This window comes from uncultured Thermosynechococcus sp. (assembly GCF_937958135.1).
GTDB lineage: Bacteria > Cyanobacteriota > Cyanobacteriia > Thermosynechococcales > Thermosynechococcaceae > Thermosynechococcus.
In genome coordinates, this window is the sequence record NZ_CALGOG010000014.1 from 66,450 (window position 1) to 87,463 (window position 21,014).

General features: G+C 53.8%; 24 protein-coding genes and 2 tRNA genes. 16 read left to right on the plus strand and 10 right to left on the minus strand.

The window, feature by feature from the left end:
* Positions 1-60 precede the first annotated feature (60 nt).
* The 3 genes from Q0711_RS01760 to mutL are packed head-to-tail and all read left to right on the plus strand — an operon-like array spanning position 61 to position 3,114.
* Positions 61-276 carry a DUF2555 domain-containing protein gene (locus tag Q0711_RS01760; protein WP_298616359.1) on the plus strand — a complete coding sequence of 72 codons (216 nt, stop codon included), beginning with the start codon at positions 61-63 and terminating at the stop codon, positions 274-276.
* On the plus strand, positions 263-1,486 hold the full coding sequence (gene coaBC / locus Q0711_RS01765; RefSeq protein ID WP_298617991.1) for a bifunctional phosphopantothenoylcysteine decarboxylase/phosphopantothenate--cysteine ligase CoaBC: 1,224 nt from the start codon (positions 263-265) through the stop codon (positions 1,484-1,486). The genes Q0711_RS01760 and coaBC overlap by 14 nt, the downstream gene beginning before the upstream one ends.
* Positions 1,483-3,114: a DNA mismatch repair endonuclease MutL gene (gene mutL, locus Q0711_RS01770; protein WP_298617989.1), complete on the plus strand. Its 1,632-nt coding sequence runs from the start codon at positions 1,483-1,485 to the stop codon at positions 3,112-3,114. The genes coaBC and mutL overlap by 4 nt, the downstream gene beginning before the upstream one ends.
* On the opposite strand, the gene Q0711_RS01775 is transcribed toward mutL, so the two are convergent.
* The gene (locus Q0711_RS01775; protein ID WP_298616350.1) at positions 3,111-3,602 is read right to left on the minus strand and encodes an NADAR family protein; all 492 of its coding nucleotides are present in this window, start codon (positions 3,600-3,602) and stop codon (positions 3,111-3,113) included. The genes mutL and Q0711_RS01775 overlap by 4 nt on opposite strands.
* A 171-nt stretch (positions 3,603-3,773) precedes the next feature.
* Here Q0711_RS01775 and psb27 point away from each other — a divergent pair, with 171 nt between their 5' ends.
* Together psb27 and Q0711_RS01785 are read left to right on the plus strand one after the other, a co-directional pair.
* Positions 3,774-4,178 carry a photosystem II protein Psb27 gene (psb27, locus tag Q0711_RS01780; protein WP_298616348.1) on the plus strand — a complete coding sequence of 135 codons (405 nt, stop codon included), beginning with the start codon at positions 3,774-3,776 and terminating at the stop codon, positions 4,176-4,178.
* Between the two features lie 5 nt (positions 4,179-4,183).
* On the plus strand, positions 4,184-4,894 hold the full coding sequence (locus tag Q0711_RS01785) for a M15 family metallopeptidase (RefSeq protein WP_298616346.1): 711 nt from the start codon (positions 4,184-4,186) through the stop codon (positions 4,892-4,894).
* Between the two features lie 14 nt (positions 4,895-4,908).
* Here Q0711_RS01785 and rpmB read toward each other — a convergent pair whose 3' ends face one another.
* From rpmB to pcrA, 4 genes are all read right to left on the minus strand, one after another.
* Complete coding sequence (gene rpmB / locus Q0711_RS01790; protein ID WP_298616344.1) at positions 4,909-5,145, minus strand: 50S ribosomal protein L28; 237 nt, start codon at positions 5,143-5,145, stop codon at positions 4,909-4,911.
* A gap of 81 nt (positions 5,146-5,226) precedes the next feature.
* Complete coding sequence (locus tag Q0711_RS01795; RefSeq protein WP_298616341.1) at positions 5,227-5,865, minus strand: LON peptidase substrate-binding domain-containing protein; 639 nt, start codon at positions 5,863-5,865, stop codon at positions 5,227-5,229.
* A 59-nt stretch (positions 5,866-5,924) separates the two neighbouring features.
* A tRNA-Leu gene (locus tag Q0711_RS01800) sits at positions 5,925-6,008 on the minus strand.
* Positions 6,009-6,400: 392 nt separating this feature from the next.
* A complete protein-coding gene (gene pcrA, locus Q0711_RS01805; protein WP_299041413.1) occupies positions 6,401-8,722 on the minus strand; it encodes a DNA helicase PcrA in 2,322 nt (773 codons plus the stop codon).
* 8 nt (positions 8,723-8,730) lie between these two features.
* On the opposite strand from pcrA, the gene Q0711_RS01810 reads away from it, so the two are divergent.
* The 8 genes from Q0711_RS01810 to clpB all read left to right on the plus strand — a co-directional run bounded on the left by Q0711_RS01810 (position 8,731) and on the right by clpB (position 15,865).
* Positions 8,731-8,931: a hypothetical protein gene (locus tag Q0711_RS01810; RefSeq protein WP_298616337.1), complete on the plus strand. Its 201-nt coding sequence runs from the start codon at positions 8,731-8,733 to the stop codon at positions 8,929-8,931.
* Positions 8,932-8,936: 5 nt separating this feature from the next.
* Positions 8,937-9,086: a hypothetical protein gene (locus tag Q0711_RS01815; protein WP_298616334.1), complete on the plus strand. Its 150-nt coding sequence runs from the start codon at positions 8,937-8,939 to the stop codon at positions 9,084-9,086.
* 59 nt (positions 9,087-9,145) lie between these two features.
* Positions 9,146-9,982, plus strand: a complete 837-nt coding sequence (menB, locus tag Q0711_RS01820) for a 1,4-dihydroxy-2-naphthoyl-CoA synthase (RefSeq protein ID WP_298616331.1) — start codon at positions 9,146-9,148, stop codon at positions 9,980-9,982.
* A gap of 44 nt (positions 9,983-10,026) precedes the next feature.
* Positions 10,027-10,275, plus strand: coding sequence for a Ycf34 family protein (locus Q0711_RS01825; protein WP_298616328.1), 249 nt, complete (start codon positions 10,027-10,029; stop codon positions 10,273-10,275).
* An 83-nt stretch (positions 10,276-10,358) separates the two neighbouring features.
* Positions 10,359-11,777, plus strand: coding sequence for an ion transporter (locus Q0711_RS01830; RefSeq protein ID WP_298616326.1), 1,419 nt, complete (start codon positions 10,359-10,361; stop codon positions 11,775-11,777).
* A 4-nt stretch (positions 11,778-11,781) separates the two neighbouring features.
* A complete protein-coding gene (locus tag Q0711_RS01835; protein ID WP_298616323.1) occupies positions 11,782-12,318 on the plus strand; it encodes a hypothetical protein in 537 nt (178 codons plus the stop codon).
* A complete protein-coding gene (locus tag Q0711_RS01840) occupies positions 12,315-13,073 on the plus strand; it encodes a hypothetical protein (RefSeq protein WP_299041417.1) in 759 nt (252 codons plus the stop codon). Before Q0711_RS01835 ends, Q0711_RS01840 begins: the two co-directional genes overlap by 4 nt.
* 92 nt (positions 13,074-13,165) lie before the next feature.
* Positions 13,166-15,865 (plus strand): ATP-dependent chaperone ClpB, encoded by a 2,700-nt coding sequence (gene clpB / locus Q0711_RS01845; protein ID WP_299041420.1) that lies wholly within the window; start codon positions 13,166-13,168, stop codon positions 15,863-15,865.
* Between the two features lie 241 nt (positions 15,866-16,106).
* Here the strand turns inward: clpB and Q0711_RS01850 are convergent, their stop codons facing one another.
* Positions 16,107-16,613 carry a DUF192 domain-containing protein gene (locus Q0711_RS01850; RefSeq protein ID WP_298976091.1) on the minus strand — a complete coding sequence of 169 codons (507 nt, stop codon included), beginning with the start codon at positions 16,611-16,613 and terminating at the stop codon, positions 16,107-16,109.
* A complete protein-coding gene (gene nblR, locus Q0711_RS01855) occupies positions 16,594-17,283 on the minus strand; it encodes a response regulator transcription factor NblR (RefSeq protein ID WP_299041422.1) in 690 nt (229 codons plus the stop codon). The genes Q0711_RS01850 and nblR overlap by 20 nt, the downstream gene beginning before the upstream one ends.
* A 65-nt stretch (positions 17,284-17,348) precedes the next feature.
* Here nblR and Q0711_RS01860 point away from each other — a divergent pair.
* The 3 genes from Q0711_RS01860 (at position 17,349) to frr (ending at position 18,738) form a co-directional block, all read left to right on the plus strand.
* Positions 17,349-17,422 (plus strand) — tRNA-Arg (locus Q0711_RS01860).
* A gap of 52 nt (positions 17,423-17,474) precedes the next feature.
* A complete protein-coding gene (pyrH, locus tag Q0711_RS01865) occupies positions 17,475-18,203 on the plus strand; it encodes a UMP kinase (RefSeq protein WP_298976087.1) in 729 nt (242 codons plus the stop codon).
* Positions 18,190-18,738 carry a ribosome recycling factor gene (gene frr / locus Q0711_RS01870; RefSeq protein ID WP_298976085.1) on the plus strand — a complete coding sequence of 183 codons (549 nt, stop codon included), beginning with the start codon at positions 18,190-18,192 and terminating at the stop codon, positions 18,736-18,738. The genes pyrH and frr overlap by 14 nt, the downstream gene beginning before the upstream one ends.
* A 1-nt stretch (position 18,739) precedes the next feature.
* On the opposite strand, the gene Q0711_RS01875 is transcribed toward frr, so the two are convergent.
* From Q0711_RS01875 to Q0711_RS01885, 3 genes are all read right to left on the minus strand, one after another.
* Positions 18,740-19,378 (minus strand): histidine phosphatase family protein, encoded by a 639-nt coding sequence (locus Q0711_RS01875; protein ID WP_299041424.1) that lies wholly within the window; start codon positions 19,376-19,378, stop codon positions 18,740-18,742.
* A 535-nt stretch (positions 19,379-19,913) separates the two neighbouring features.
* Positions 19,914-20,759: an Rpn family recombination-promoting nuclease/putative transposase gene (locus tag Q0711_RS01880; RefSeq protein ID WP_299041426.1), complete on the minus strand. Its 846-nt coding sequence runs from the start codon at positions 20,757-20,759 to the stop codon at positions 19,914-19,916.
* A gap of 3 nt (positions 20,760-20,762) precedes the next feature.
* On the minus strand, positions 20,763-21,014 hold a 252-nt coding region (locus Q0711_RS01885; protein ID WP_299041428.1), incomplete at its 5' end, for a DUF4351 domain-containing protein.

The window sequence follows — 21,014 nt, forward strand, 5'->3', positions numbered from 1 at the left end:
GCGCTGGCTACAATAGAGGAATAGGAAAAGAAAAAGCTGGGTCAAGCCTAAGGAGGGGGTATGGCGGTTACACGCCACTATTCACCAGAGTATATCAACCACCTCACGCCACAGGATGTGGCAGCCTTGGCACGGCGACTGGAGGAAGATGATTATGACACCCCCTTTGCCGCTTTGGAGGATTGGCACCTGCTGCGGGCGATCGCCTTCCAGCGGCCTGAACTGGCAGAACCTTACCTGTATCTATTGGATTTAGAGGCCTTTGACGAGTCCTAGTCCTACAGGTGTGCCCCGTCTCCTGGTGGGGGTGGGGGGTGGCATTGCCGCCTATAAAATCTGTGAGGTCATTTCCCACCAAGTGAAAGCGGGGTGGGAAGTTGCAGCAATTCTTTCCAAGACAGCAGCGCAGTTTATTACCCCTTTGACGATTTCTACCCTCTGCCGCCGTTCGGTCTATACCGATCAGGACTTTTGGCATTCCCAAGCCCCCCGTCCTCTCCATATTGACCTGGGGGAATGGGCAACCCTACTGCTGATTGCTCCGCTAACGGCAAACACGCTGGCAAAACTGGCCCTAGGACTGGCGGACACGCTTCTCACGAGTACGGTGTTGGCCTCAAGAATGCCGATTCTAGTTGCCCCGGCGATGAATACCACCATGTGGGAGCAACCGACGGTACAGGCCCATTGGCAGCAACTACAACAGCAGTCGCGCTACCACTGTCTGCCTCCCCTCTATGGCCGCTTGGCCTGTGATACCGTGGGGGTGGGGCGGATGGCCGAGCCGGCGGAGATCATTGCCTATCTGGACTCTTTGGCCTATACCCAGGGCAGGCGGGATCTAGCCGGGAAGCATCTGCTGATTACGGCCGGCGGCACCCGTGAGTATTGGGATGCGGTGCGCTTCATCGGCAATCCGGCAACGGGAAAAATGGGGATTGCGCTGGCAAGGGCAGCCCTTCATCGCGGCGCAAGGGTGACATTGATTCATGGGGCGATCGCCGATCCCATTCCTCCCCAGATCACAGCCATTGAGGCAATTGACAGTGAAAGTATGCTGCAGGCCGTCAAGAAAGCTTGGCCAGAGGCGGATTGGCTGGTCATGGCTGCCGCCGTTGGTGATGTCCGCCCGGCACAACAGTGGTCGGCAAAGCTCCCCAAATCTGAGCTGCCTACGGCCTTACCCCTATGCCCGGTGCCCGATATTTTGCAAATGGCGGCTCAAATGCGCCGGCCTCACCAACGTCTGATTGGTTTTGCCGCTCAAACCGGAGAGATTGTCACCCCTGCCCGCGAAAAGCTAGAACGTAAGGGCTTGGATTTGATCGTGGCGAATGCGGTGGATCAAGGGGATTGTGGCTTTGGTACTGTTGAGAATGCCGCTGTAGTGCTGGATCGTCGGGGGCGATCGCGCTCCTTGGCCAAGGTACCGAAGTTAATTCTGGCACACCAAATTTTTGACCTTGCCCAAGAATGGCTCTCATGAGCGATGGCTTGACGGTAGTCCCCTTGCCCATAGAAATGCAGCGGGCGATCGCTGCCGCTGAAACCCTTGACTCCTTAGCAACGATTGCCCAGGAATTGGTGGAAAATGCCCTCGATGCCGGAGCAAGTCGTATTCATGTTCATTGGAACACTGCGGCTTGGCGCTTGGAAGTTACTGACAATGGCGAAGGGATTCGCCCAGCCGATTTAAGCCAAGTGGCCCTCCCCTACACCAGCAGCAAGTTACCCGCCACGGGGGAATTAGCCGACATCACCACCCTCGGCTTTCGCGGTCAAGCCCTGCACAGTTTAGCCCAAATGGCGCAGCTGACCATTTGCAGTCGGCATCGCGAGGCAGAGACGGGCTGGCAGGTTAGGTATGATGCCCATGGTGAAGTGTCCAGCCAACGGCCTCTGGGCATGGCAGTGGGGACGCGCGTTATTGCTGAGCAAATTTTTCAGGACTGGCCGCAACGCCAGCAGGGGGTCAACCCAAAACAGCTCCAGCGACGCCTTCAGGAAATTGCCCTCTGTTTCCCGCAGGTGGCTTGGCATCTCCTCAAGGATGGCAAACTGTGGTGTCACTGGCCGAAGGTGGCATCTTTGGGCGATCGCCTCCTGCAGCTAATCCCGCAACTCTATCCCCAAGATTTACGCCAAATCAGCGATGCCCAGATCGAATTGGTCTTGGCACCGCCGGATCGTCACCATCGTCCCCGCCCCGATTGGTTAGGGGTAGCAGTCAATGGGCGGTGGGTAGAGCTGCACAGCGATCCCTCGTGGCAGGAGGTGATTCTGGAAGCCTTTGGGCGCGGGTTACCGCGGCAGCGCTTTCCCCTCTGCATTGCCCATCTGCGTTTGCCCCCAGCGGCAATTGACTGGTCAGCAGAACCGCAAAAGCGCAGGATCTATCTACGGGAACCAGAGCAATGGCAATCGCTGTTGGTGGAACGCATTGGCCAACTCCTGGCTCGTCCAGCAACCCCTCTGAGTTATGCCGGCAGCTATCAAGTGTTAAGGGCGGCTGAACCTGCCGCTCGCTATCGAACGCTGTTATCGCAGAAGCCAAACCTATCGCAACCCAGCTTACCTCCCCTTAAGGTGATTGGCCAGTTACACAATACTTACATCATTGTTGAGCAGCCTGAGGAGATTTGGTTAATCGAGCAGCACATTGCCCATGAGCGGGTGCTCTACGAACAAATTGAAGCCGACTGGCAGGTGGTGGAGCTGGACAAGCCGGTTCTGCTGGAGTCCCTGACCGACGCCCAAGGGCAACGCCTACAGGAGTGGGGACTGGCGATCGCCCCCTTTGGGGTGCAGGTGTGGGCCGTGCGCAGTGTTCCTGCTCTGCTGCGCGATCGCCCCGATGTGGCAGCCGCTCTCATTGAACTCAGCCAAGTGACGGATTTAACCGCTGCCAAGGTGGCCGTTGCCTGTCGCAGTGCCATTCGTAACGGTACGCCCCTCACCCTTGCAGAAATGCAAACCCTGGTGGAGGAGTGGTATCGCTGCCGTCAACCCCACACTTGCCCCCACGGTCGCCCCATTTGTTTGCAACTGCGGGAATCCAGCCTTGCTCGGTTTTTCCGCCGCCACTGGGTGGTGGGCAAAAGTCATGGCATCTAGCCCAATGGGCAATCTTGCAGAGGGGTAAAGGCGTGGAGATCTGCCCCTTGGCGCAGACAGTGCCGCAGCTGCATCAGCAGTCGTCCTAGATAATTCGAGCCTTGGCGATCGCTTCCACAGCCCCAATAGCTATCTACAGGGGAATCCTCCACCAATTCTTCATCGCCTGTTGACAGGAGCAATTCTTGGAGATCGGGATGGGTGGTAAATTTGGCAACAAGGGCACGCCACATGACCCGCTGTTTCAGTTGCTCCCACTGGGGATGAACGGGGTAGCGACCACTGCGACCGAGTTGAGCAGCCGCTTCAGGGGTTGGCGCCATGCGAATGACATGACCAAAGGCCTCATGGGCGGTGCCAAAGAATTTGTGGGCTTGGTAGTAGTGCTCCGCTGTTGGCCAATAATAGCCCTCGAGGGTAAACCCGTGGGGAGAGAAATTGGAAAAACTGCCGTAGGCATCCTTGACGCGATAAAAGTAGATTGTCATTGCCAGCCGCGTTCCCGTACCCCTTGATCATCTGAGCATTGGTGATGACTGAGATCATCATGCCCCAAATACAGCCCTTTTCGCAGGGACAGAACTAGGTTACGATAGCCAATTCTTGCTAAGATCAGCCTCGTGGCTGTCTTAAAACCTAATTTTGTTTTGGGGTTTGATATGAAACGATTCTGGGCGATGGTTTGTGCACTTTTTCTGAGTGTGTCACTACTTCTGACGAGTTGTGCCAATGTGCCCACCGGGCTAACAGGAAATTTCCGTGAAGATACCCTTGCCCTGATTAGTAGCCTGCGGCAAGCGATCGCCCTACCCGATGACGACCCCAACAAAAAGGCGGCTCAAGCAGAGGCTCGCAAAAAGCTTAATGATTTCTTTGCTCTCTATCGTCGCGATGAGTCCCTGCGATCGCTCTCTTCTTTTATGACGATGCAAACTGCCCTCAATTCCCTTGCGGGGCACTACAGCTCCTACCCCAATCGTCCTCTGCCTGAGAAGCTCAAAGCTCGCCTCGAACAGGAATTTAAGCAAGTGGAACTTGCCCTTGATCGCGAAGCCAAGTCCTAGGGCCAATGGGGGATAAGCCCTATACAAGCATTCCCATTGAAGAGTGTGGAGAACCCCTAGCGCCTATTCCTCCTACGTTTCTGCGGCTGGAACCCCATCCCTATCAAAGCCTGGGTGCCCCCTATGGCACCGCTTCACCTTTTTACTTGCGAGCAGGTGTGATTGCTGCCCTTGAACGTGCCCAAGCATTCCTAAAGCCTTACGGTTGGCAACTGGCAATTTTTGATGCCTACCGCCCCATTGCGGTGCAGCAGTTTATGGTAGCGCATACCTTTGCGACCCTCTGTCGGGAAGGGGGACACGATCCTCAACAACTGGAGCCGGCGATCGCCAATCAGATTTGGCAACAGGTTTATCAGTTTTGGGCTGTTCCCAGCTTAGATCCACAAAAACCACCCCCCCACAGCACAGGAGCTGCCGTTGATCTCACCCTTGCCGATGCAGAGGGTTGTCCCTTGGACATGGGAGGAGCCATTGATGAGATTTCTGAGCGCTCTTTTCCCGATTTTTACGATCGCCATCCTAAGCAGACCAACGCTGCCTGCTTTGCCCGGCGCCGCCAGATTCTCTATCAAGCAATGAGCAGTGCAGGATTTCAGCGCCATCCCAACGAGTGGTGGCACTTTTCCCTTGGAGATCAGTTGTGGGCTTGGCAAATTCGGCAACAAACCGGCCAGCAGAACATCAGTGCTCGCTATGGCCGAATTGCTCTTTGAGGCTATCTAATCCCCTAGAGCTTATTGAGATCCAGGCCGGCCTCTTTGGCAAATGCACTCAAGCCTTTGCGCTCAAGGGTTTTAATGGCTTTGGCAGAGAGGCGCAGTCGTACCCAACGTTTGCCCTCTGGCCACCACACCCGTTTCCATTGCAAATTGACTTCCTGCAGTCGTTTAGTGCGGCGGTGGGAGTGGGAAATCGCGTAGGCGTTATTGGCTTTTTTTCCGGTCAGTTGACAAACGCGGCTCATGGGTTTTCTCCCCTGCAAGGCAATGTGAGGCAAAGTAACCAAGATTTCTAGCGTATCATATTCTACCGCAGAGGACGCGGCTTATTTGAAGGTTTCCTTGAGGACGGTGCGGGCTGCCAAGTGATTGCGGGTAGTCGTTAAAATTTCTGCCTCCCGCAATAGGCGATCGTAGGTGGATTGTAGCTCTAAGAGGCGTTGCTGCTCCTGAGCGACACCGCGAAAATTACTGGCAATCCAGTAGGACAGTTCAAGGGCAGTTGTGGGCACATCCGGGGGGAGTTCCATGGGTTGCTCCGTCAGTTTTGCCGAGAGGCGCACCACATCCTCAAGAAGTTGTCGCACTTCCTCGGCTAAGGGGCGCAGATCAAGGCTCGTGGGTTCATCCTCAATCCACTCCACCAGTCCAACGCGGTAGGGTTTTTCGCGCACGTAGTCAAGGATGCGAAACCGCTGCTGACCGAGGGAATCAATGAGCATGCGGTCATCGGGAAGCCGTTCGTAGCGACGCACTTCCGCACAACAGCCGACTTTGGCCGGCCGCCCGGTTTGGGGATCCCACATCACGATGCCAAACCGGCGATCGCTCTCGAGAATCGTATTCATCATGATGCGGTAGCGAAATTCAAAAATATGGAGTGGCAGCGGTCGTCCCGGAAAGAGTACGACATCGGGTAGGGGAAAAATGGGGAGTTCGCGAACAGCAATGGACGAAAAAGCCATAATGACAGCGCATAGAAGCCAATGCTTCTATCGTAACGCACTTTGAAGACTGGCTAGGATGCGGAACCGGGGACTTGAACCCCGAAGTCCTTGCGGACACTAGAACCTGAATCTAGCGCGTCTACCAATTCCGCCAGTTCCGCTTTTAATCTGCTTTGTTCAGCGATCTTTTATTATCTTGGGCTTAACGGAGTTCTGTCAACATTTCATCTTGCCTCTGAACGTGAGCACAAAGGGCTGACCATCCAATTGATACCCCGAACGACCCCTGATGCAAAATAGCCCCTCGCCCCTGTCGGCGGAGAAGATACTTTCTGCGGGTCGTACTTGCTGAGCCACTCTTACAAGGACTTGAAGGGGAATCGTATCGGTGTTTGCTCTCAGTGCTGGAGCAAGTAGGGCTGCTGCAATAATGCTGCTCAGGGGAAATCCCTATCCGTTCGTGCTGATTATGATGCTTCAAAAGCGTGAATTGTGCCCAAATAGATGCATTCTATAATCAGCCCTGTCTCAATCCCCGCCGGACTGGCGCGATTTACAGCCGTTCAAGGGGGGTCATCTGAGGATCGACTACTTTTTGCCCGCGTCGCGGGAAACGAATGGCCAAGGAGAGCTTTGGACCAGTATCAAAAACATGGGTAATTTCCCCTTCGCCATAGGTAGGATGGAGAATGCGATCGCCCACCCGCCAAGGAGAGGCAGTGGACTGGTTCAAGCGCAAGGGGGATGTTTTCTTGAGGGAGGTTCTTTTGCGGTATTGCTGCCCATTGCCCGTCAGGAGTTCGGCGGGTAGCTCCGCTAAAAATTGCGAAGGAATCGTATCTTCACTTCTGCCGTAGAGGCGACGACTTTCGGCAAAGGTGAGAAACAGTTGTTCTTGGGCACGGGTAATACCGACGTAGCACAGGCGGCGTTCTTCTTCTAGCGCCATGGGGTCGTTAAGGCTGCGGAAGCTGGGAAAGAGTCCCTGCTCCATGCCGACTAAAAAGACAACGGGAAATTCTAGCCCTTTGGCGGCATGCAATGTCATCAGGGAAACGACGCCCTCTTCCCCTTGCAATGGCTCCAAATCCGAGGCAAGGGCAGAACTGTTGAGAAAATCACTGAGGCTTGCCCCCTCGTTTTCTTCACTAAATTGCTGGGCAGCATTGACCAATTCCATGAGGTTTTGCAGCCGCTCTAGGCTTTCAGCGGTGCCCTCGTTTTCTAGTTCGCGGCGGTAGCCTGTCTCTTCAATCACGGTTTTCACCAATTCGGGCAGGCCAATATCGTCCACAAGCGATCGCAGGTGGGTTATACAGGCAACAAACTGCTGCACGGCACGACTGGCTCGCCCGGCCAAGGGCGTCATGGACTCGGTATCGGCAATCAAGTCCCACAGGGAAATGCCGAGGGTTTGGGCAGCCTCACTGAGGCGCTCCAAGCTGGTTTTGCCAATGCCACGGCGGGGGACATTGATGATGCGCCGCAGACTCACGGTGTCGTAGGGATTTTGCAACAGCCGTAGATAGGCGAGAATATCCTTGACTTCCTTGCGCTCATAGAACTTGAGGCCGCCGACCACGGTGTAGGGAATATTGGCGCGAACTAAGGCCTCCTCAAAGGGGCGAGATTGGGCATTGGTGCGATAGAGAATTGCAAACCGTCCCCACTGGGGTTCAAGGGATTGGCTGCCCAAGGCTTTGATCTTTTGGGCAACGAAATAGGCTTCCTCGGTCTCAGTGGCGCAACGCTCACAGTGAATGGGAGCACCTTCCCCCTTGGTGGGACGCAGCACCTTGGGAATCCGTTCTGTGTTGTGCTCAATAAGATAGTTGGCGGCCTGCAAGATGTTGGCAGCGGAGCGATAGTTTTCCTCTAGCTTGATCAGGGTGCGATGATTGTTATCGGGTAGGCGATCGCCAAAATCTTTCTGGAAGTCCATCAAGATGGTGAAATCAGCACAGCGGAATGAATAAATGGACTGATCCACATCCCCCACCACAAAGATGGAGCGATCGCGCCAATCCTGAAATTGCTGGGGTGGCATGCCATTGGTTGCCAGCAACCGCAGGAGATCGTATTGGGTGCGGTTGGTATCTTGATATTCATCCACTAGAATGTGCTGGAACTGCCGATGCCAGTGTGCCAGGCGTTCGGGGTGCTGTCGAAATAGATGTACTGTTCGCAAAATCAAATCATCAAAGTCAAGGGCGTTATTCTTGGCAAGGGCCGCCTCGTAACGGCGATAAACCTCTGCGGCTATACGGTCAGTGGGCGATCGCTGTTCCTGCTCCAATTGATCGGGACTGAGTCCTCGGTTTTTGGCATGGCTAATTCTGTAGCGAAGACTGCGCGGATCATGCCTGCGTTCGTCGAGATTGAGTTCCTCTGTGGCAATCTCTTTAATGAGGCTTTGCACATCCGACTCATCAAAAATCGTAAAGTGCCGCGTCCAGCGATACCCTTGGGGATGTTCATAGGCCTCAATTTCTAAGCGCAGGAGCCGAGCGCATAGGCTGTGGAAGGTACCCATCCAAAGGGGTTTTGTGTACGTTTGATAAACCCGCGATCGCACCCGCTGTTGTTCGAGGGGAGAGAGATCCAGCCAGTCCCGTTGATAGAGCTGCTTTGCTATCTCTTGACCAAGAAGGACTGCAAGCCGCTCCTTCATTTCGCCGGCGGCCTTATTCGTAAACGTCACCGCCAAAATGTTTTCTGGTGCCACCTGATGATGGCGAATTAGGTGAGCAATTCGGTGGGTCAGTGTCCGTGTCTTGCCGGAACCGGCCCCTGCTACAACTAGCAGCGGGCCAGAATAGTGCTCCACCGCCTGCCGCTGCGCGGGATTGAGTCCTGCGAGAAAATCACTGCTCATTTACTACCATGCCCATGCGCCTAAAGTTTTATGATACCTGCGATAACCGGCTCACAGGTTGGCGCACCCCCCCGCCAGTACTGCGGCTCTTGTTGCATCGCTATCAAGAATCTACGAGGAAAGAAAATACAGCATTTCGCTGTGACTTGGGTCTGTTTTTTTTAGTGGAAGCTTTTGGCGATCGCGCCCCTGCTGTTCTAGGCAATTGATGAACATGGATTTACCTGCGCTAAGGGAACACAATCTCAAAGGTGGGGAAACGGCCTTGGGCAGTGAGGTTTGTACCGGCGCAGTATCAAAGGAGCGCAGCTTAGGTTCGACACTCCGCAGCTCAAGGGGCGATCGCCGTCTGCTTGCGGTGTAGGACAGGAACGCTCGCGATACAATAAAAAGCCATCTCATTCTCCACCCTCTATTGACTCTATGGACAGCGTCCAGTGGCACCAAGTTCACAACTTCAACGACATCCTCTATCACAAAACAACGGGCATTGCCAAAATTACCATCAATCGTCCCCACAAGCGCAATGCCTTCCGCCCCCAAACTATTGTGGAGATGAGTCAAGCCTTTGAGGACGCCCGCAACGATCCCACAATCGGCGTCGTTTTGCTCACCGGTGCCGGTCCCCACAGCGATGGCAAGTATGCCTTTTGTGCCGGCGGTGACCAGAGTGTGCGCGGTGAGGCGGGCTATCTAGATGATCAGGGGGTGGCACGGCTAAATGTGCTGGACTTACAGCGGCAAATTCGCTCCCTACCGAAGGTGGTGATTGCCCTGGTGGCCGGCTATGCCATCGGCGGGGGTCATGTGCTGCACTTGGTCTGTGACCTCACCATTGCGGCTGAGAATGCCGTTTTTGGGCAAACAGGGCCACGGGTGGGCAGTTTTGATGCGGGGTTTGGGGCTAGTTATCTTGCCCGCGTTGTGGGGCAGAAAAAAGCACGGGAAATTTGGTTTCTCTGTCGGCAATATAGCGCCCAAGAAGCCCTGGCGATGGGCTTGGTCAATACGGTGGTTCCCGTTGAGGAACTAGAAGCAGAGGGTATCCGCTGGGCGCGGGAAATCCTCAACCACAGTCCTTTGGCCATTCGCTGCTTGAAGGCAGCCTTTAACGCCGACTGTGACGGCCAAGCGGGTCTTCAGGAATTAGCGGGAAACGCCACCCTTCTCTACTACCTCACCCAAGAGAGTGCTGAGGGTAAGCAAGCCTTTTTAGAAAAACGCCCCCCCAACTTTCAGCAGTTTCCTTGGCGCCCCTAGGGGATGCGCTAGAGTAGGAGCATGTGGCATTGGGAGAGTCCGCCATGTGTATTTGCGTAAACTGTGCCCTTGTGGATCGCTGCACCACATACTATGCCGTTGAGGAACAGCACCAGCAGCCCCATCTGACCCCCACGCCAGACTTTGATCCCACTGAGCCTACAATCAACATCAACATCCGCACTCAAGGGGAAGAAATCCTAATGGAGTGGGATGTGGTTGGGTGTAAGAGCTTTGTGGAGGAGCAGGGACGGTGGGCAAAACTGCGGCCAGGAGAACTGATTCCCACCTAGGTTCTGTACTCGCTTCTCGGTAACCGGCGATCGCCCCCACTCCTTAGGCTTTATATTTTTTCTGTTCTCCGCCAAGAAGGGTTATGGGGCGTCGTCGGCTACAGCAGCAGCTTGATCTTTTTCTCCACTCGCCGGCTGTGGAGATGGGGTTAGTTGTCCTAATTTTGACTTGGACAATACTGGTGGTGGCTGATTTTTTGACGGGGCAGCCGTCTCATCCCCACCTCCTAGTAGTGCTGGCGGAAGTCCCCCTGCGCTTGTGCTTTGCGGCTGAGCTGCTGCTGCGGTTTGCGATCGCCCGCAAAAAGCAACGATTTTTCCGCCACTACTGGCTGGATTTAATCGCCATTTTACCGATGCCGCCCCGGTGGCCTTTGTTTCGTTTGCTGCCGTTGCTGCGTCTGCCCCGTGCCTCTGTTTTGATTAATCGCAACCTGCACTATGTTGCCCCCCGCATTGCTGTTCTTTATGGTGCCCAGATTTCAGCACTGTTAATCATTGTGTTGATCATGCTCTTTGGGGGGCTAGCTTTCTATATTATCGAAGGAACCTCCAACCCAGACATTCAGACCCTTGGGGATGCCCTGTGGTACAGCTTCTTTTCCTTAGTGTCTGCCGAACCCATTGGGGCTTATCCCCAAACCCATGGCGGGCGGATCATTACCCTTGTGGTCGTTTTGGCGGGTTTGACCTTGTTTGCGGTCTTTACAGGGGTAGTGTCTGCCTTCATGGTGCAGCGATTGCAGTCGGCCATGAGTGTTAAGAACTTTGACCTGGATGAGTTGCGCAACCACATTATTCTGTGCGGTTGGAACCGCAGTGCTCCTCTTGTACTCCAGGAGCTGCAAACAGATTCGCAAACCCGCTATGCACCGATTGTCATTGTTGCCGAACTCGAGCAGTTACCTGTGAATGAGTTACGGGCGGTGGATCAAAACCGCCTTTACTTTTATTCCGGAGACTACACCCGCATTGATGTTTTGGAGAAGGTGCAAATTTACCACGCTTCCCGCGCCATTCTCTTGGCGGATACTAGCCAGCCCCGCAGTGACCAAGACCGCGATGCCCGCACTGTCCTTGCCGCCTTGACCATCGAAAAACTCAATCCGACGATTTACACCTGTGCGCAGCTGTTGGATCGCAACAACAATGTCCAACTTCAGGCGGCAGGGGTGGAGGATGTAGTGGTGGCCGATGAAATGGCGGGTCACCTCATTAGCAATGCAGTACGCAATAAAGGGGCCATGGGTGTCTTCGCCGAACTCCTGACGGTACAGGTGGGGAACCAATTTTATCGGCTTCCTTTGTGCGCTGTGCTGGCCGGCAAAACCTTTTGGGATGCGCAAAGATACCTCAAGGAGCAGTACGATGCCCTTCTAGTTGCTGTGGAACGTCGCATTGAGGGGCGTCGCCAGACGTATGTTAATCCACCAATGGACTACAAGTTGCAAGTGGGGGATTACGTGGTAGTGATTGCACGGCAGTGTCCACGGTGGGAATAGGATAGTGGAAATTTTCTCCCAAGTACAGTTGCCTTTTCCCCGCGAGCACGTCTATCGCACCTATCGCGATCGCCTGCCAGAACTAGTGAACCGGATGCCCAATGTGCGCGCAATTGAAGTGCAAGCGCGCAAGGAGTCTCCCCAGGCTCTGGAGATGGTCTTGGTCTGGCATGGCGGAGGTGAAATTCCCGCAGCGGCACGGGCACTCCTGAGTGAAGCAATGCTTTCGTGGACAGACTACACCCATTGGAGCGATCGCCACTATCTCACCCGCTGGCGCATTGCCCCCCATGCCTTTACTGAAGCCATTGACTGTCAAGGGGAAAATCAATTCATTGCTGTGGGGGATTCAACGATTATCATTAGCCGAGGTCATCTGCGCATTGATCCAAAACGGATGTCGGGGGTACACTCATTCTTGGCCGGCAAGATTGCCCGCGCTGTGGAGGAGTATCTCGGTCAACGCATCGAACCTAATTTTCAGCAGTTAGCAGCCAGTGTGGCAGCGTTTTTGCGTCCTGAGGGAGGGCAACAGGAATGAAAGTACTGGAGCAAACATCGTATCGCTTGCGCGTGCGGGAACGCCCTTGGTTGACTTGGTTTGTGGGCGGATTTTTCAGTTTTATACCTATATTGATGCTCGGCTTCTTGCAAGTTGGGGAGATTCACTGCCAACGCCAAACTGTCCCCTATGAGTGCATCATTACCCACACGTCCCTTGTGAGTCAAGAGCGGGTAAAAATTCCCCTCACTTTGCTGTACCAGGCGAAGTTGGAGAACTACATTGACAGTGATGGCGATCGCATGTATCGGGTCGTTCTTGAAGTGGCAGGTCAGTCAATTAGGTTGGGCAATGCTTCCTCAGATGTAGGCAATCGCGCGGCAATCGTGGAGCAAATTAACCAGTTCCGCGCTAATCCCAACCAAACGCAACTCTCTGCCCGCTTGGACGATCGCTGGCTGATTGGGATATTTGCAGGAGTACACTTTTTGCCAGGGATGGCTGCCATTTCTCTTGCATCGGTCTTAAACTTGGATTTGGATAAACGGAGAGGCACCTTCACGATTCAGCATGCAAATTTTTTCCGCCGAACTCAGAAGGAATTGCTCTTGCGCGAGATTAGGGATATTGCGATTGAAAGTCATAAGGATTCCGATGGCAATACCCATCGCATTGTAGTTCACCTAACCTCTGGCGAGAAAGTTCCCCTGCGGAACTACTATAGCAGCGGCTATAACAACAAGAAAAAATTAGCTAATCTTTTGCGTCAATTCCTGAATCTAGGGCCTCTGTGAATTATCCTGTGGGTGTGAAGGCTGGCTCTTTAATAAACTGAAAGTGGCATAATGCAGTCACAGTCAGTAAGCTACTGCCCGCAATTACCGCCATGCAACCAACGGATCCAACAAAGTTTACTGATAAGGCTTGGGAAGCGATTGTTAAGTCCCAAGATGTAGCACGGGAATATCGCAGCCAATATCTGGAAACAGAGCACGTGATGATTGCCCTCCTGCAAGAAGAGGGACTGGGGCAGCTCATCTTGGAACGGGCAGAGATTGACACCGACTGGGTCTTAAGGCGGCTGCTGGACTTTGCCAAGCAACAGCCCCGCGTTCCCGCAGGGAGTGAACTGTACTGTGGCCGCAGTTTGGATGCCCTCCTCGATGAGGCCAATCGTCTGCGCCAAGAGCAGGGAGATCAGTACATTTCCGTTGAGCATCTTTTGCTTGCCTTTGTGGGCGATCGCCGGATCGGCCAACGTCTTTTCCGCACCTTGAATTGCGATCGCGCCCGGTTAGCTGCTGCTGTTAAGGCCATTCGCGGCAGCCAGCGCGTAGTCGATCAAAACCCAGAAAACAAGTATGCTGCCCTAGAAAAGTATGGCCGCGATCTCACGGAAGCAGCTCGCCAAGGCAAATTAGATCCCGTCATTGGCCGCGATGAAGAGATTCGCCGTGTCATTCAAGTCCTCTCGCGCCGTACCAAAAATAACCCCGTCCTCATTGGTGAACCGGGGGTGGGTAAAACTGCCATTGCCGAAGGGCTGGCACAGCGGATTATCAATGGGGATGTGCCGGAATCGCTGAAAAACCGGCGGCTCATTTCCCTAGACCTCGGCAGTCTTGTTGCTGGCGCAAAATTCCGCGGTGACTTTGAGGATCGCCTCAAGGCAGTTCTTCAGGAAGTCACTCACTCCGACGGCCAAATTGTGCTTTTTATTGATGAACTGCATACGGTAGTCGGCGCCGGCGCCAATCAAAACTCTACCATGGATGCCAGCAACCTTCTGAAGCCAATGCTGGCGCGGGGAGAACTGCGCTGTATTGGTGCCACTACCCTAGACGAGTACCGCAAATACATAGAGAAGGATGCCGCCCTTGAGCGTCGCTTTCAGCCGGTGTACGTTGGCCAGCCCAGCGTTGAAGATACGATCTCGATTTTGCGAGGGCTAAAGGATCGCTACGAAATTCACCACAATGTGAAAATCACGGATTCGGCCCTAGTGGCGGCGGCAGTGCTCTCCGATCGCTACATTAGCGATCGCTTTTTGCCCGACAAGGCCATTGACCTAGTGGATGAAGCGGCGGCCAAACTGAAAATGGAAATCACTACTAAACCCGCTGAGCTAGAAGCCCTTGAGCGGCGCCTGCGGCAACTGGAGATGGAAAAACTCTCCCTGCAACAGGAGGAAAGCCTTCCCCTGAGTCAAGCTCCATTGCAAGCCACCCGCGAACAAACGCTGCGCGATCGCCTGCAGCGCATCGAAGCAGAAATTGCCCAACTGCAACCGCGCCAACAGGCCATGCAAGCCCGCTGGCAAGCAGAAAAAGAACTTCTTGAGCGCATCAACAGCCTCAAGGAGGAGGAAGACCAAGTAAAGCTGCAAATCGAGCAAGCAGAGCGCGACTACAACCTCAACAAAGCTGCGCAACTCAAATACGGTCGCCTCGAAACCTTGCAACGGGAACTGGAGAGCACCGAGGCCAAGTTACTGGAATTGCAGGCTGAAGGGGGCACCTTTTTGCGGGATCAAGTTACCGAAGCTGACATTGCCGAAATTGTTGCCAAGTGGACAGGCATTCCCCTGCAAAAACTAATGGCCTCAGAGCGGCAAAAACTCCTGCAACTCGAACAGGTTCTACACCAGCGGGTGATTGGTCAAACAGAGGCCGTGGCCGCCGTAGCCGCAGCCATCCGCCGAGCGCGAGCCGGCATGAAAGATCCTGCCCGTCCCATTGGTTCCTTTCTCTTTATGGGACCTACCGGCGTCGGCAAAACCGAACTGGCTCGTGCCCTTGCCGAAGCTCTCTTTGACGATGAAAATGCCCTCGTGCGCCTTGACATGTCCGAGTACATGGAAAAGCATGCCATCTCCCGCATGATTGGCGCCCCACCGGGCTATGTGGGCTTTGATAGTGGCGGGCAACTGACGGAGGCGATTCGCCGTCGTCCCTATGCGGTGGTTCTTTTTGATGAGGTGGAAAAAGCCCACCCCGAAGTCTTTAATGTGCTCTTGCAGGTACTCGATGATGGACGGATCACGGATTCCCAAGGGCGCACGGTGGACTTCCGCAACACGGTAATCATCATGACCAGCAACTTGGGCAGCGAGCATATTTTAGAGTTGGCCGGTGATGACAGCCGCTATGAGGAAATGCGCCAACGGGTACTCCAGAGTGCCCAAAAGTATTTTCGCCCGGAGTTCCTCAACCGCATTGATGATGTCATTCTGTTCCATGGGTTAGGGCGGGCCGAATTGGCACAGATTGCCCAAATTCAACTGCGACGAGTGGAAAAACTTCTTGCAGATCAAAAAATTCGCCTGCACCTTACGCCAGCAGCCCTAGATTATTTGGTGACGGTGGGCTTTGATCCAGTCTATGGTGCCCGTCCTCTCAAGCGCGCCATTCAACGGGAATTAGAGAATCCGCTTGCCGTGAAACTTCTGGAAGAGGTCTTTGCCCCTGGAGATACAATTTTGGTGGATTTAGTCGAGGGTGAGTTGACCTTTGGCGCTGCAAACCCTGCGGGTACTGGCGATCGCGCCACCATCACCTCACTAACGCCCTCGACAGGCAAGAATTGACACTTCCCGTTCTACGGTGTGAAACTCATTACCCTTGATCACCACAAGGGTGATGCAGGAAAAACGACTGTCATCGTCAACATACGACTGTCATCGTCAACATAGCTGCTGACTTTCGCCGGCGGTGCAAGCGGGTCTTGATCATTACTTGAGATATGAATCCTCAAGCCAAAGGAAGATTGATGGGATTGATTTGCGACTTCTAAGCGAAAGCCCTCATGGAGGTAACCAAATCCTTTGGTTAAAGCTCAACGATCTTTACTGTATCTCCCACGTTTAGTCCCAGTTCGGCAGCACGGCCACCCACGAGTTCTAAAACGGCATCCACTGGAACGCCGGACTCATAGGTAGGGCAAGGAAGTGTTGGGCAGGGTGGGGCTTCAGGGGCGATCGCCACCACTTTCCCGTCCCTGAGAAAAATCAAGTCGAGGGGAATGAGGCAGTTCTTCATCCAGAAGCTGGCCACCTGTGGGGGAGACATTGGGAAGAGCATGCCTCGATTCTTTGGCAAATGAGAGCGAAACATCAAGCCCAACTGCTGCTGTGCTGGCGTGCGCGCCACTTCCAACTGAATCCATGTGTTGTGAATGCGCGCCTTGGCCGTGATGGGCAGATATTGGGGAATGCCGCGAACGACTTGAGGGGGGGCTGCTAGATCTCCTCGGCTAAGACTTTGACAGCCCAGCAGTACCCCCAAGGTGATCAATCCCAGCACTAGCCAGCGTAATTTAGGCTTCGCGGAGAACATACCCTACTCCTCGCACTGTGTGAATCAACCGTTTTTCGCCATCGGGTTCAATCTTTAGCCGCAGATAGCGAATATACACTTCAATGACGTTAGATTCTCCCAAAAAGTCATAGCCCCAGACATTTTCCAAAATTTGCTCACGGCTGAGGACTTCGCGGGGGTGCTCCATGAGAAATTTCAGTAGTTCATACTCCTTCATCGTCAGGTCGATTGTACGTCCATTGCGCTCCGCTCGCCGCGTCAATAGATTGAGGGTCAAATTATCAAATTGCAACACCTCGTTTTGGGTGGCCGGCGGCTTCAGATACAGCTGAATCATTTGCAAAAAGGTCTTGGGATCATAGGGCAGCAGTAGGTAGTCATCCGCACCCGACTCCAACACCGCGACCCGATCCTCTAGGCGATCGCTCTCGAGCATCAGTAGAATCGGCAAACTTATCCCCTGTTGGCGCAACTGCTGGCATAACTCCGTGCTGTTGAGACGCCCCAAGTGGCGATCCATGATGATTAGGGCAGGCTGCCATTCTGCACAAGCCAAACGACATTCCTTATCTGTTGTCGCAATCACGGGATCATACCCCGCTGCCTGTAGGTCTTGGCCCATACGTTGCGACAAGTGGTTGTCAGCACAGACTAGGAGTAAACGTGAAGGAAAAGAAGTTAATTCCATGTCGATTCTCCTTACTCTGGAGATCTTACTTTCAGCTTATGCCCTATGGGAAAATATTCAAAAATGCGCCCGTAGCTCAGCGGAATAGAGCACTCGCCTTCTAAGCGATTGGTCGTTGGTTCGAGTCCAACCGGGCGCGTTTAACCTGCTATCGTTGATGGGGAGCGTATTGGAGTGCAAGAATCCTCGCAATGAGTCCTAAATATCGCCGCGTGTTGCTCAAATTGAGCGGTGAAGCCCTCATGGGCAACCTGAACTATGGTATTGATCCGAAAGTGGTGCAATCCTTTGCCAGTGAGATTGCCCAAGTGGTGGAAGCGGGAGTGCAAATCGCTATTGTTGTGGGGGGTGGCAATATCTTTCGTGGGGTGAAAGGGGCGGCTGCCGGTATGGACCGGGCGACCGCAGACTACATCGGTATGATTGCCACCGTCATGAATGCAATGACTCTGCAAGATGCCCTCGAACAAATAAATGTTCCCACACGAGTACAGACAGCGATCGCCATGCAGGAGGTGGCCGAACCCTATATTCGTCGCCGTGCTATTCGTCATCTAGAAAAAGGTCGCGTTGTTATCTTTGGCGGGGGATCTGGGAACCCCTTTTTCACCACCGACACCACGGCTGCATTGCGCGCTGCTGAAATTGACGCCGAAGTGATCTTCAAAGCCACTAAAGTAGATGGGGTCTATGACGCTGATCCCCACAAACATCCTAATGCGCGCCGCTACCGCAGTCTCACCTACACCCATGCCCTCACCCATAACTTGGCCGTGATGGACAGTACCGCGATCGCCCTGTGTAAAGATAATGATATCCCCATCATTGTGTTTAGTTTAGAAACCGCCGGTAACATCTACCGCGCCTTGACTGGGGAACCCATTGGTACGATGGTTGGAGGGTCCTGTGAAATTAGCTGATGTCGAAGAGCGGATGCAAAAATCGGTTGAAGCCACCCAGCATGACTTTAACAGTATTCGTACGGGTCGCGCCAACGCGGCTTTGCTAGATCGGGTGATGGTGGACTACTACGGTACAGAAACCCCGCTGCGCTCCTTGGCCAATATCTCTACGCCCGACGCAGCGACCATCTTAATTCAGCCCTACGATCGCTCGACGTTGGCAAGCATTGAAAAAGCAATTCAACTCTCTGACTTAGGACTGACGCCCAACAATGACGGTTCTTGCGTCCGCCTCAATATTCCACCCTTGACCACAGAGCGACGCAAAGAACTGGTGAAAACCGCCGCCAAAATTGCCGAAGGGGGCAAAGTTGCCATTCGCAACATCCGCCGCGATGCCATTGATCACATCAAAAAGGCGGGAAAAGCGGGAGAACTCACTGAAGACGAAGTCAAGGATTTGCAGGAGAAGGTGCAAAAACTCACCGACAAATACATCGGCAAAATTGAGGCTCTCTTTGCCGAAAAAGAAAAAGACATTATGACGGTATAGGCTAAGTCCCCGGCAAGTGTCGCAACTCTAAACTCAGGTGCGATCGCTCCGCAAGGGCAAGGAGCAATGGCCCACGGGAGGTGTATTCGACAATACTGACACTGGCTACTGGGGCAGCAATGCGATCGCGAAATCGTCCCACATCAATGCCGAGAAGACCACAAAGCATCATCCGAATTGTGGCCTTGTGGGAGACGATCAAGATATTGCCGTCGGGATACTCCTGTTCAATTTCCAAGAGCACGGCATTACTACGACGGTAAATATCAATCCCCCGTTCACCTCCCGTGGGGGCATTCCAGCCCGGATCAGCAAGCCAGCGCACATAGTCATCATGGAACTTGGTATTCACCTCTTCGGGCGAGAGGCCTTCCCACTGTCCATAGTAAATTTCCCGCAGACCGTCGCGGATCTGCATCTGCAGACCCACGCGATCGCACAGAGGTTGTGCCGTGGTTCGAGTTCGCAACATTGGGCTGACAAAGACTGCTTGCCACGGTAACTGGGCATAGTGATCAGCAAAGGCCTCGGCCATCGCTAGACCGGCCTCCGTCAAGGGTGGATCCAGTTCTCCACAGTAGGCATTGGCGCGACTAAAGCTAGTTTGCCCGTGGCGCAAGAAATAGAGTGTTAAAACCACAACAACTTTTACCCCTCATGTTAGGGGCAGCAAGGCGCTTGACATCCTCCCCGGTCTGTTAGCTTGCGCCCGCGCAGCGGTACGGCGGAGCCTGCCACGCACCGGGTCACTGCATACAAACTAGGGATGTGTTTCACCACAACTGCCTGTCTCTTATTTTCTTCAGCAACACCGCCCCACATCCTACAAATAGACGCGCAGGGTCATTTGCTCGTTAGCGGCGGATGTGATATGGATAATATAATTTTTTTATAGTCAAGTATAGTATAGCACTATTGCCCGCCAGAAAAGACTTCTGCATATCGGGGTAGATATAAGACCTGCTGGGCAAGGCACAACTGCACCTGTAAGTCCTGAAGTTGCCCAATTGGTAAATGTAGGGAAGGGGCAAGATGTTGCTGCTTAAACCGAAACCTACAGGCAGAAATGACTTGGGGTGCTGCCAAGGCAAAAGTTCCTGGGAGTAGGCGAGAATGCCACCTCCCTCTCTGACTCAAATTCAGTGCTGGTAGAAATATAAGCTCCACTACATAGGCTAGAGAAACTGCTCAAGCCAAGCTGCTAGTTCTCCCAAGTCAGTGAAGTCAAGGAGAGCTTCTGCAAGGGCTTCAATTTGAGCCACAGATAGCTGCCGAATGCGCTCTTCCAGTGCAGGGGGCATCTCCCCAAACCGCCGCTTTAGCAGACGCAGAACAACTACTGCTTCTCCCTCTTGTAATCCTTCCTGTCGCCCTTCTGCATAGACTTCCTGATAAAACCGTGTCCGCTTCAGTTCCTCCGTCGTCAGCCCCAGCATGTGCAGCACCTCCTCGCGATTTAGCTCGGTGAACCGATACAGCATTATCCGCGTGATTAACTCTATTATCACCTCCCGCTTCTGAACAGTCTTTTCCTGCGTGCTGTGCGCAAGGAATCTCGCGGCTTTTGGCATTTCTGCTCTGGAGAGCGTCATCAGCTTCATCAGCCCTAGACTCAGCGGCAGCTCCTCTGGGGAGGGCAGCTCATTCAGATACACCCGCCGTAGGCGATCGCTTTGGATGAGAGGAACATAAGGGGTAATCTCTTTTTGCTCCGTCTGTGGGTCAGGGTAAATCACCACCGCCTGCCAGTCAGAAAACGTATCGCGCTTCAGGCGTAGATACAGAAAAATCTCCGCAAAGAAGCGCTCATAGAAGGTGTTGTCCCGCTGAAACTGGACTTCGCAGAAATACACCACCCCTGCGGGGTCAGGGGGGACAAAGACGCCATCAATGCGAAAGGTGGTTTCCTTGAGTTCAATCGAGTCAAAGCGGTAGCCCTCAGCACTCTCCACGCCCAGCAGGTCAAAGAAGGTTTGGGGCAACTGGGCAAAGAGTTGATAAAAGAGGGAATCACGACGCATGGGCTAGGAGGAGCGCCCTAGCCATGAAACCAGTTCTCCTAAGTCAGTGAAGTCCAGGAGGGCTTCTGCCAACGCTTCAATTCGTTCAGGAGAGAGTTGGCGGATGCGCTCTTCAAGCTCATTGGGCAGACTGCCAAACCGCCGCCTCAACTGCCGCAGGACAACCGCTGCTTCTCCTTGCTGCAACCCTCGTTGTAATCCTTGCTGTAATCCTTCCTGTAACCCTTGCTGCAATCCTTCCTCCCGTCCCGCTTG

Coding starts and splice junctions, on each gene's coding strand:
- Q0711_RS01795 (WP_298616341.1), bottom strand. CDS start 5,865: ATGGCTTTTTCGTCCATTGCTGTTCGCGAACTCCCCATTTTTCCCCTA.
- Q0711_RS01810 (WP_298616337.1), top strand. CDS start 8,731: ATGCCCATGCGCCTAAAGTTTTATGATACCTGCGATAACCGGCTCACA.
- Q0711_RS01775 (WP_298616350.1), bottom strand. CDS start 3,602: ATGACAATCTACTTTTATCGCGTCAAGGATGCCTACGGCAGTTTTTCC.
- Q0711_RS01850 (WP_298976091.1), bottom strand. CDS start 16,613: ATGTTCTCCGCGAAGCCTAAATTACGCTGGCTAGTGCTGGGATTGATC.
- Q0711_RS01760 (WP_298616359.1), top strand. CDS start 61: ATGGCGGTTACACGCCACTATTCACCAGAGTATATCAACCACCTCACG.
- nblR (WP_299041422.1), bottom strand. CDS start 17,283: ATGGAATTAACTTCTTTTCCTTCACGTTTACTCCTAGTCTGTGCTGAC.
- mutL (WP_298617989.1), top strand. CDS start 1,483: ATGAGCGATGGCTTGACGGTAGTCCCCTTGCCCATAGAAATGCAGCGG.
- clpB (WP_299041420.1), top strand. CDS start 13,166: ATGCAACCAACGGATCCAACAAAGTTTACTGATAAGGCTTGGGAAGCG.
- menB (WP_298616331.1), top strand. CDS start 9,146: ATGGACAGCGTCCAGTGGCACCAAGTTCACAACTTCAACGACATCCTC.
- Q0711_RS01840 (WP_299041417.1), top strand. CDS start 12,315: ATGAAAGTACTGGAGCAAACATCGTATCGCTTGCGCGTGCGGGAACGC.
- Q0711_RS01830 (WP_298616326.1), top strand. CDS start 10,359: ATGGGGCGTCGTCGGCTACAGCAGCAGCTTGATCTTTTTCTCCACTCG.
- psb27 (WP_298616348.1), top strand. CDS start 3,774: ATGAAACGATTCTGGGCGATGGTTTGTGCACTTTTTCTGAGTGTGTCA.
- rpmB (WP_298616344.1), bottom strand. CDS start 5,145: ATGAGCCGCGTTTGTCAACTGACCGGAAAAAAAGCCAATAACGCCTAC.
- Q0711_RS01785 (WP_298616346.1), top strand. CDS start 4,184: ATGGGGGATAAGCCCTATACAAGCATTCCCATTGAAGAGTGTGGAGAA.
- pcrA (WP_299041413.1), bottom strand. CDS start 8,722: ATGAGCAGTGATTTTCTCGCAGGACTCAATCCCGCGCAGCGGCAGGCG.
- Q0711_RS01825 (WP_298616328.1), top strand. CDS start 10,027: ATGTGTATTTGCGTAAACTGTGCCCTTGTGGATCGCTGCACCACATAC.
- pyrH (WP_298976087.1), top strand. CDS start 17,475: ATGAGTCCTAAATATCGCCGCGTGTTGCTCAAATTGAGCGGTGAAGCC.
- Q0711_RS01815 (WP_298616334.1), top strand. CDS start 8,937: ATGGATTTACCTGCGCTAAGGGAACACAATCTCAAAGGTGGGGAAACG.
- Q0711_RS01880 (WP_299041426.1), bottom strand. CDS start 20,759: ATGCGTCGTGATTCCCTCTTTTATCAACTCTTTGCCCAGTTGCCCCAA.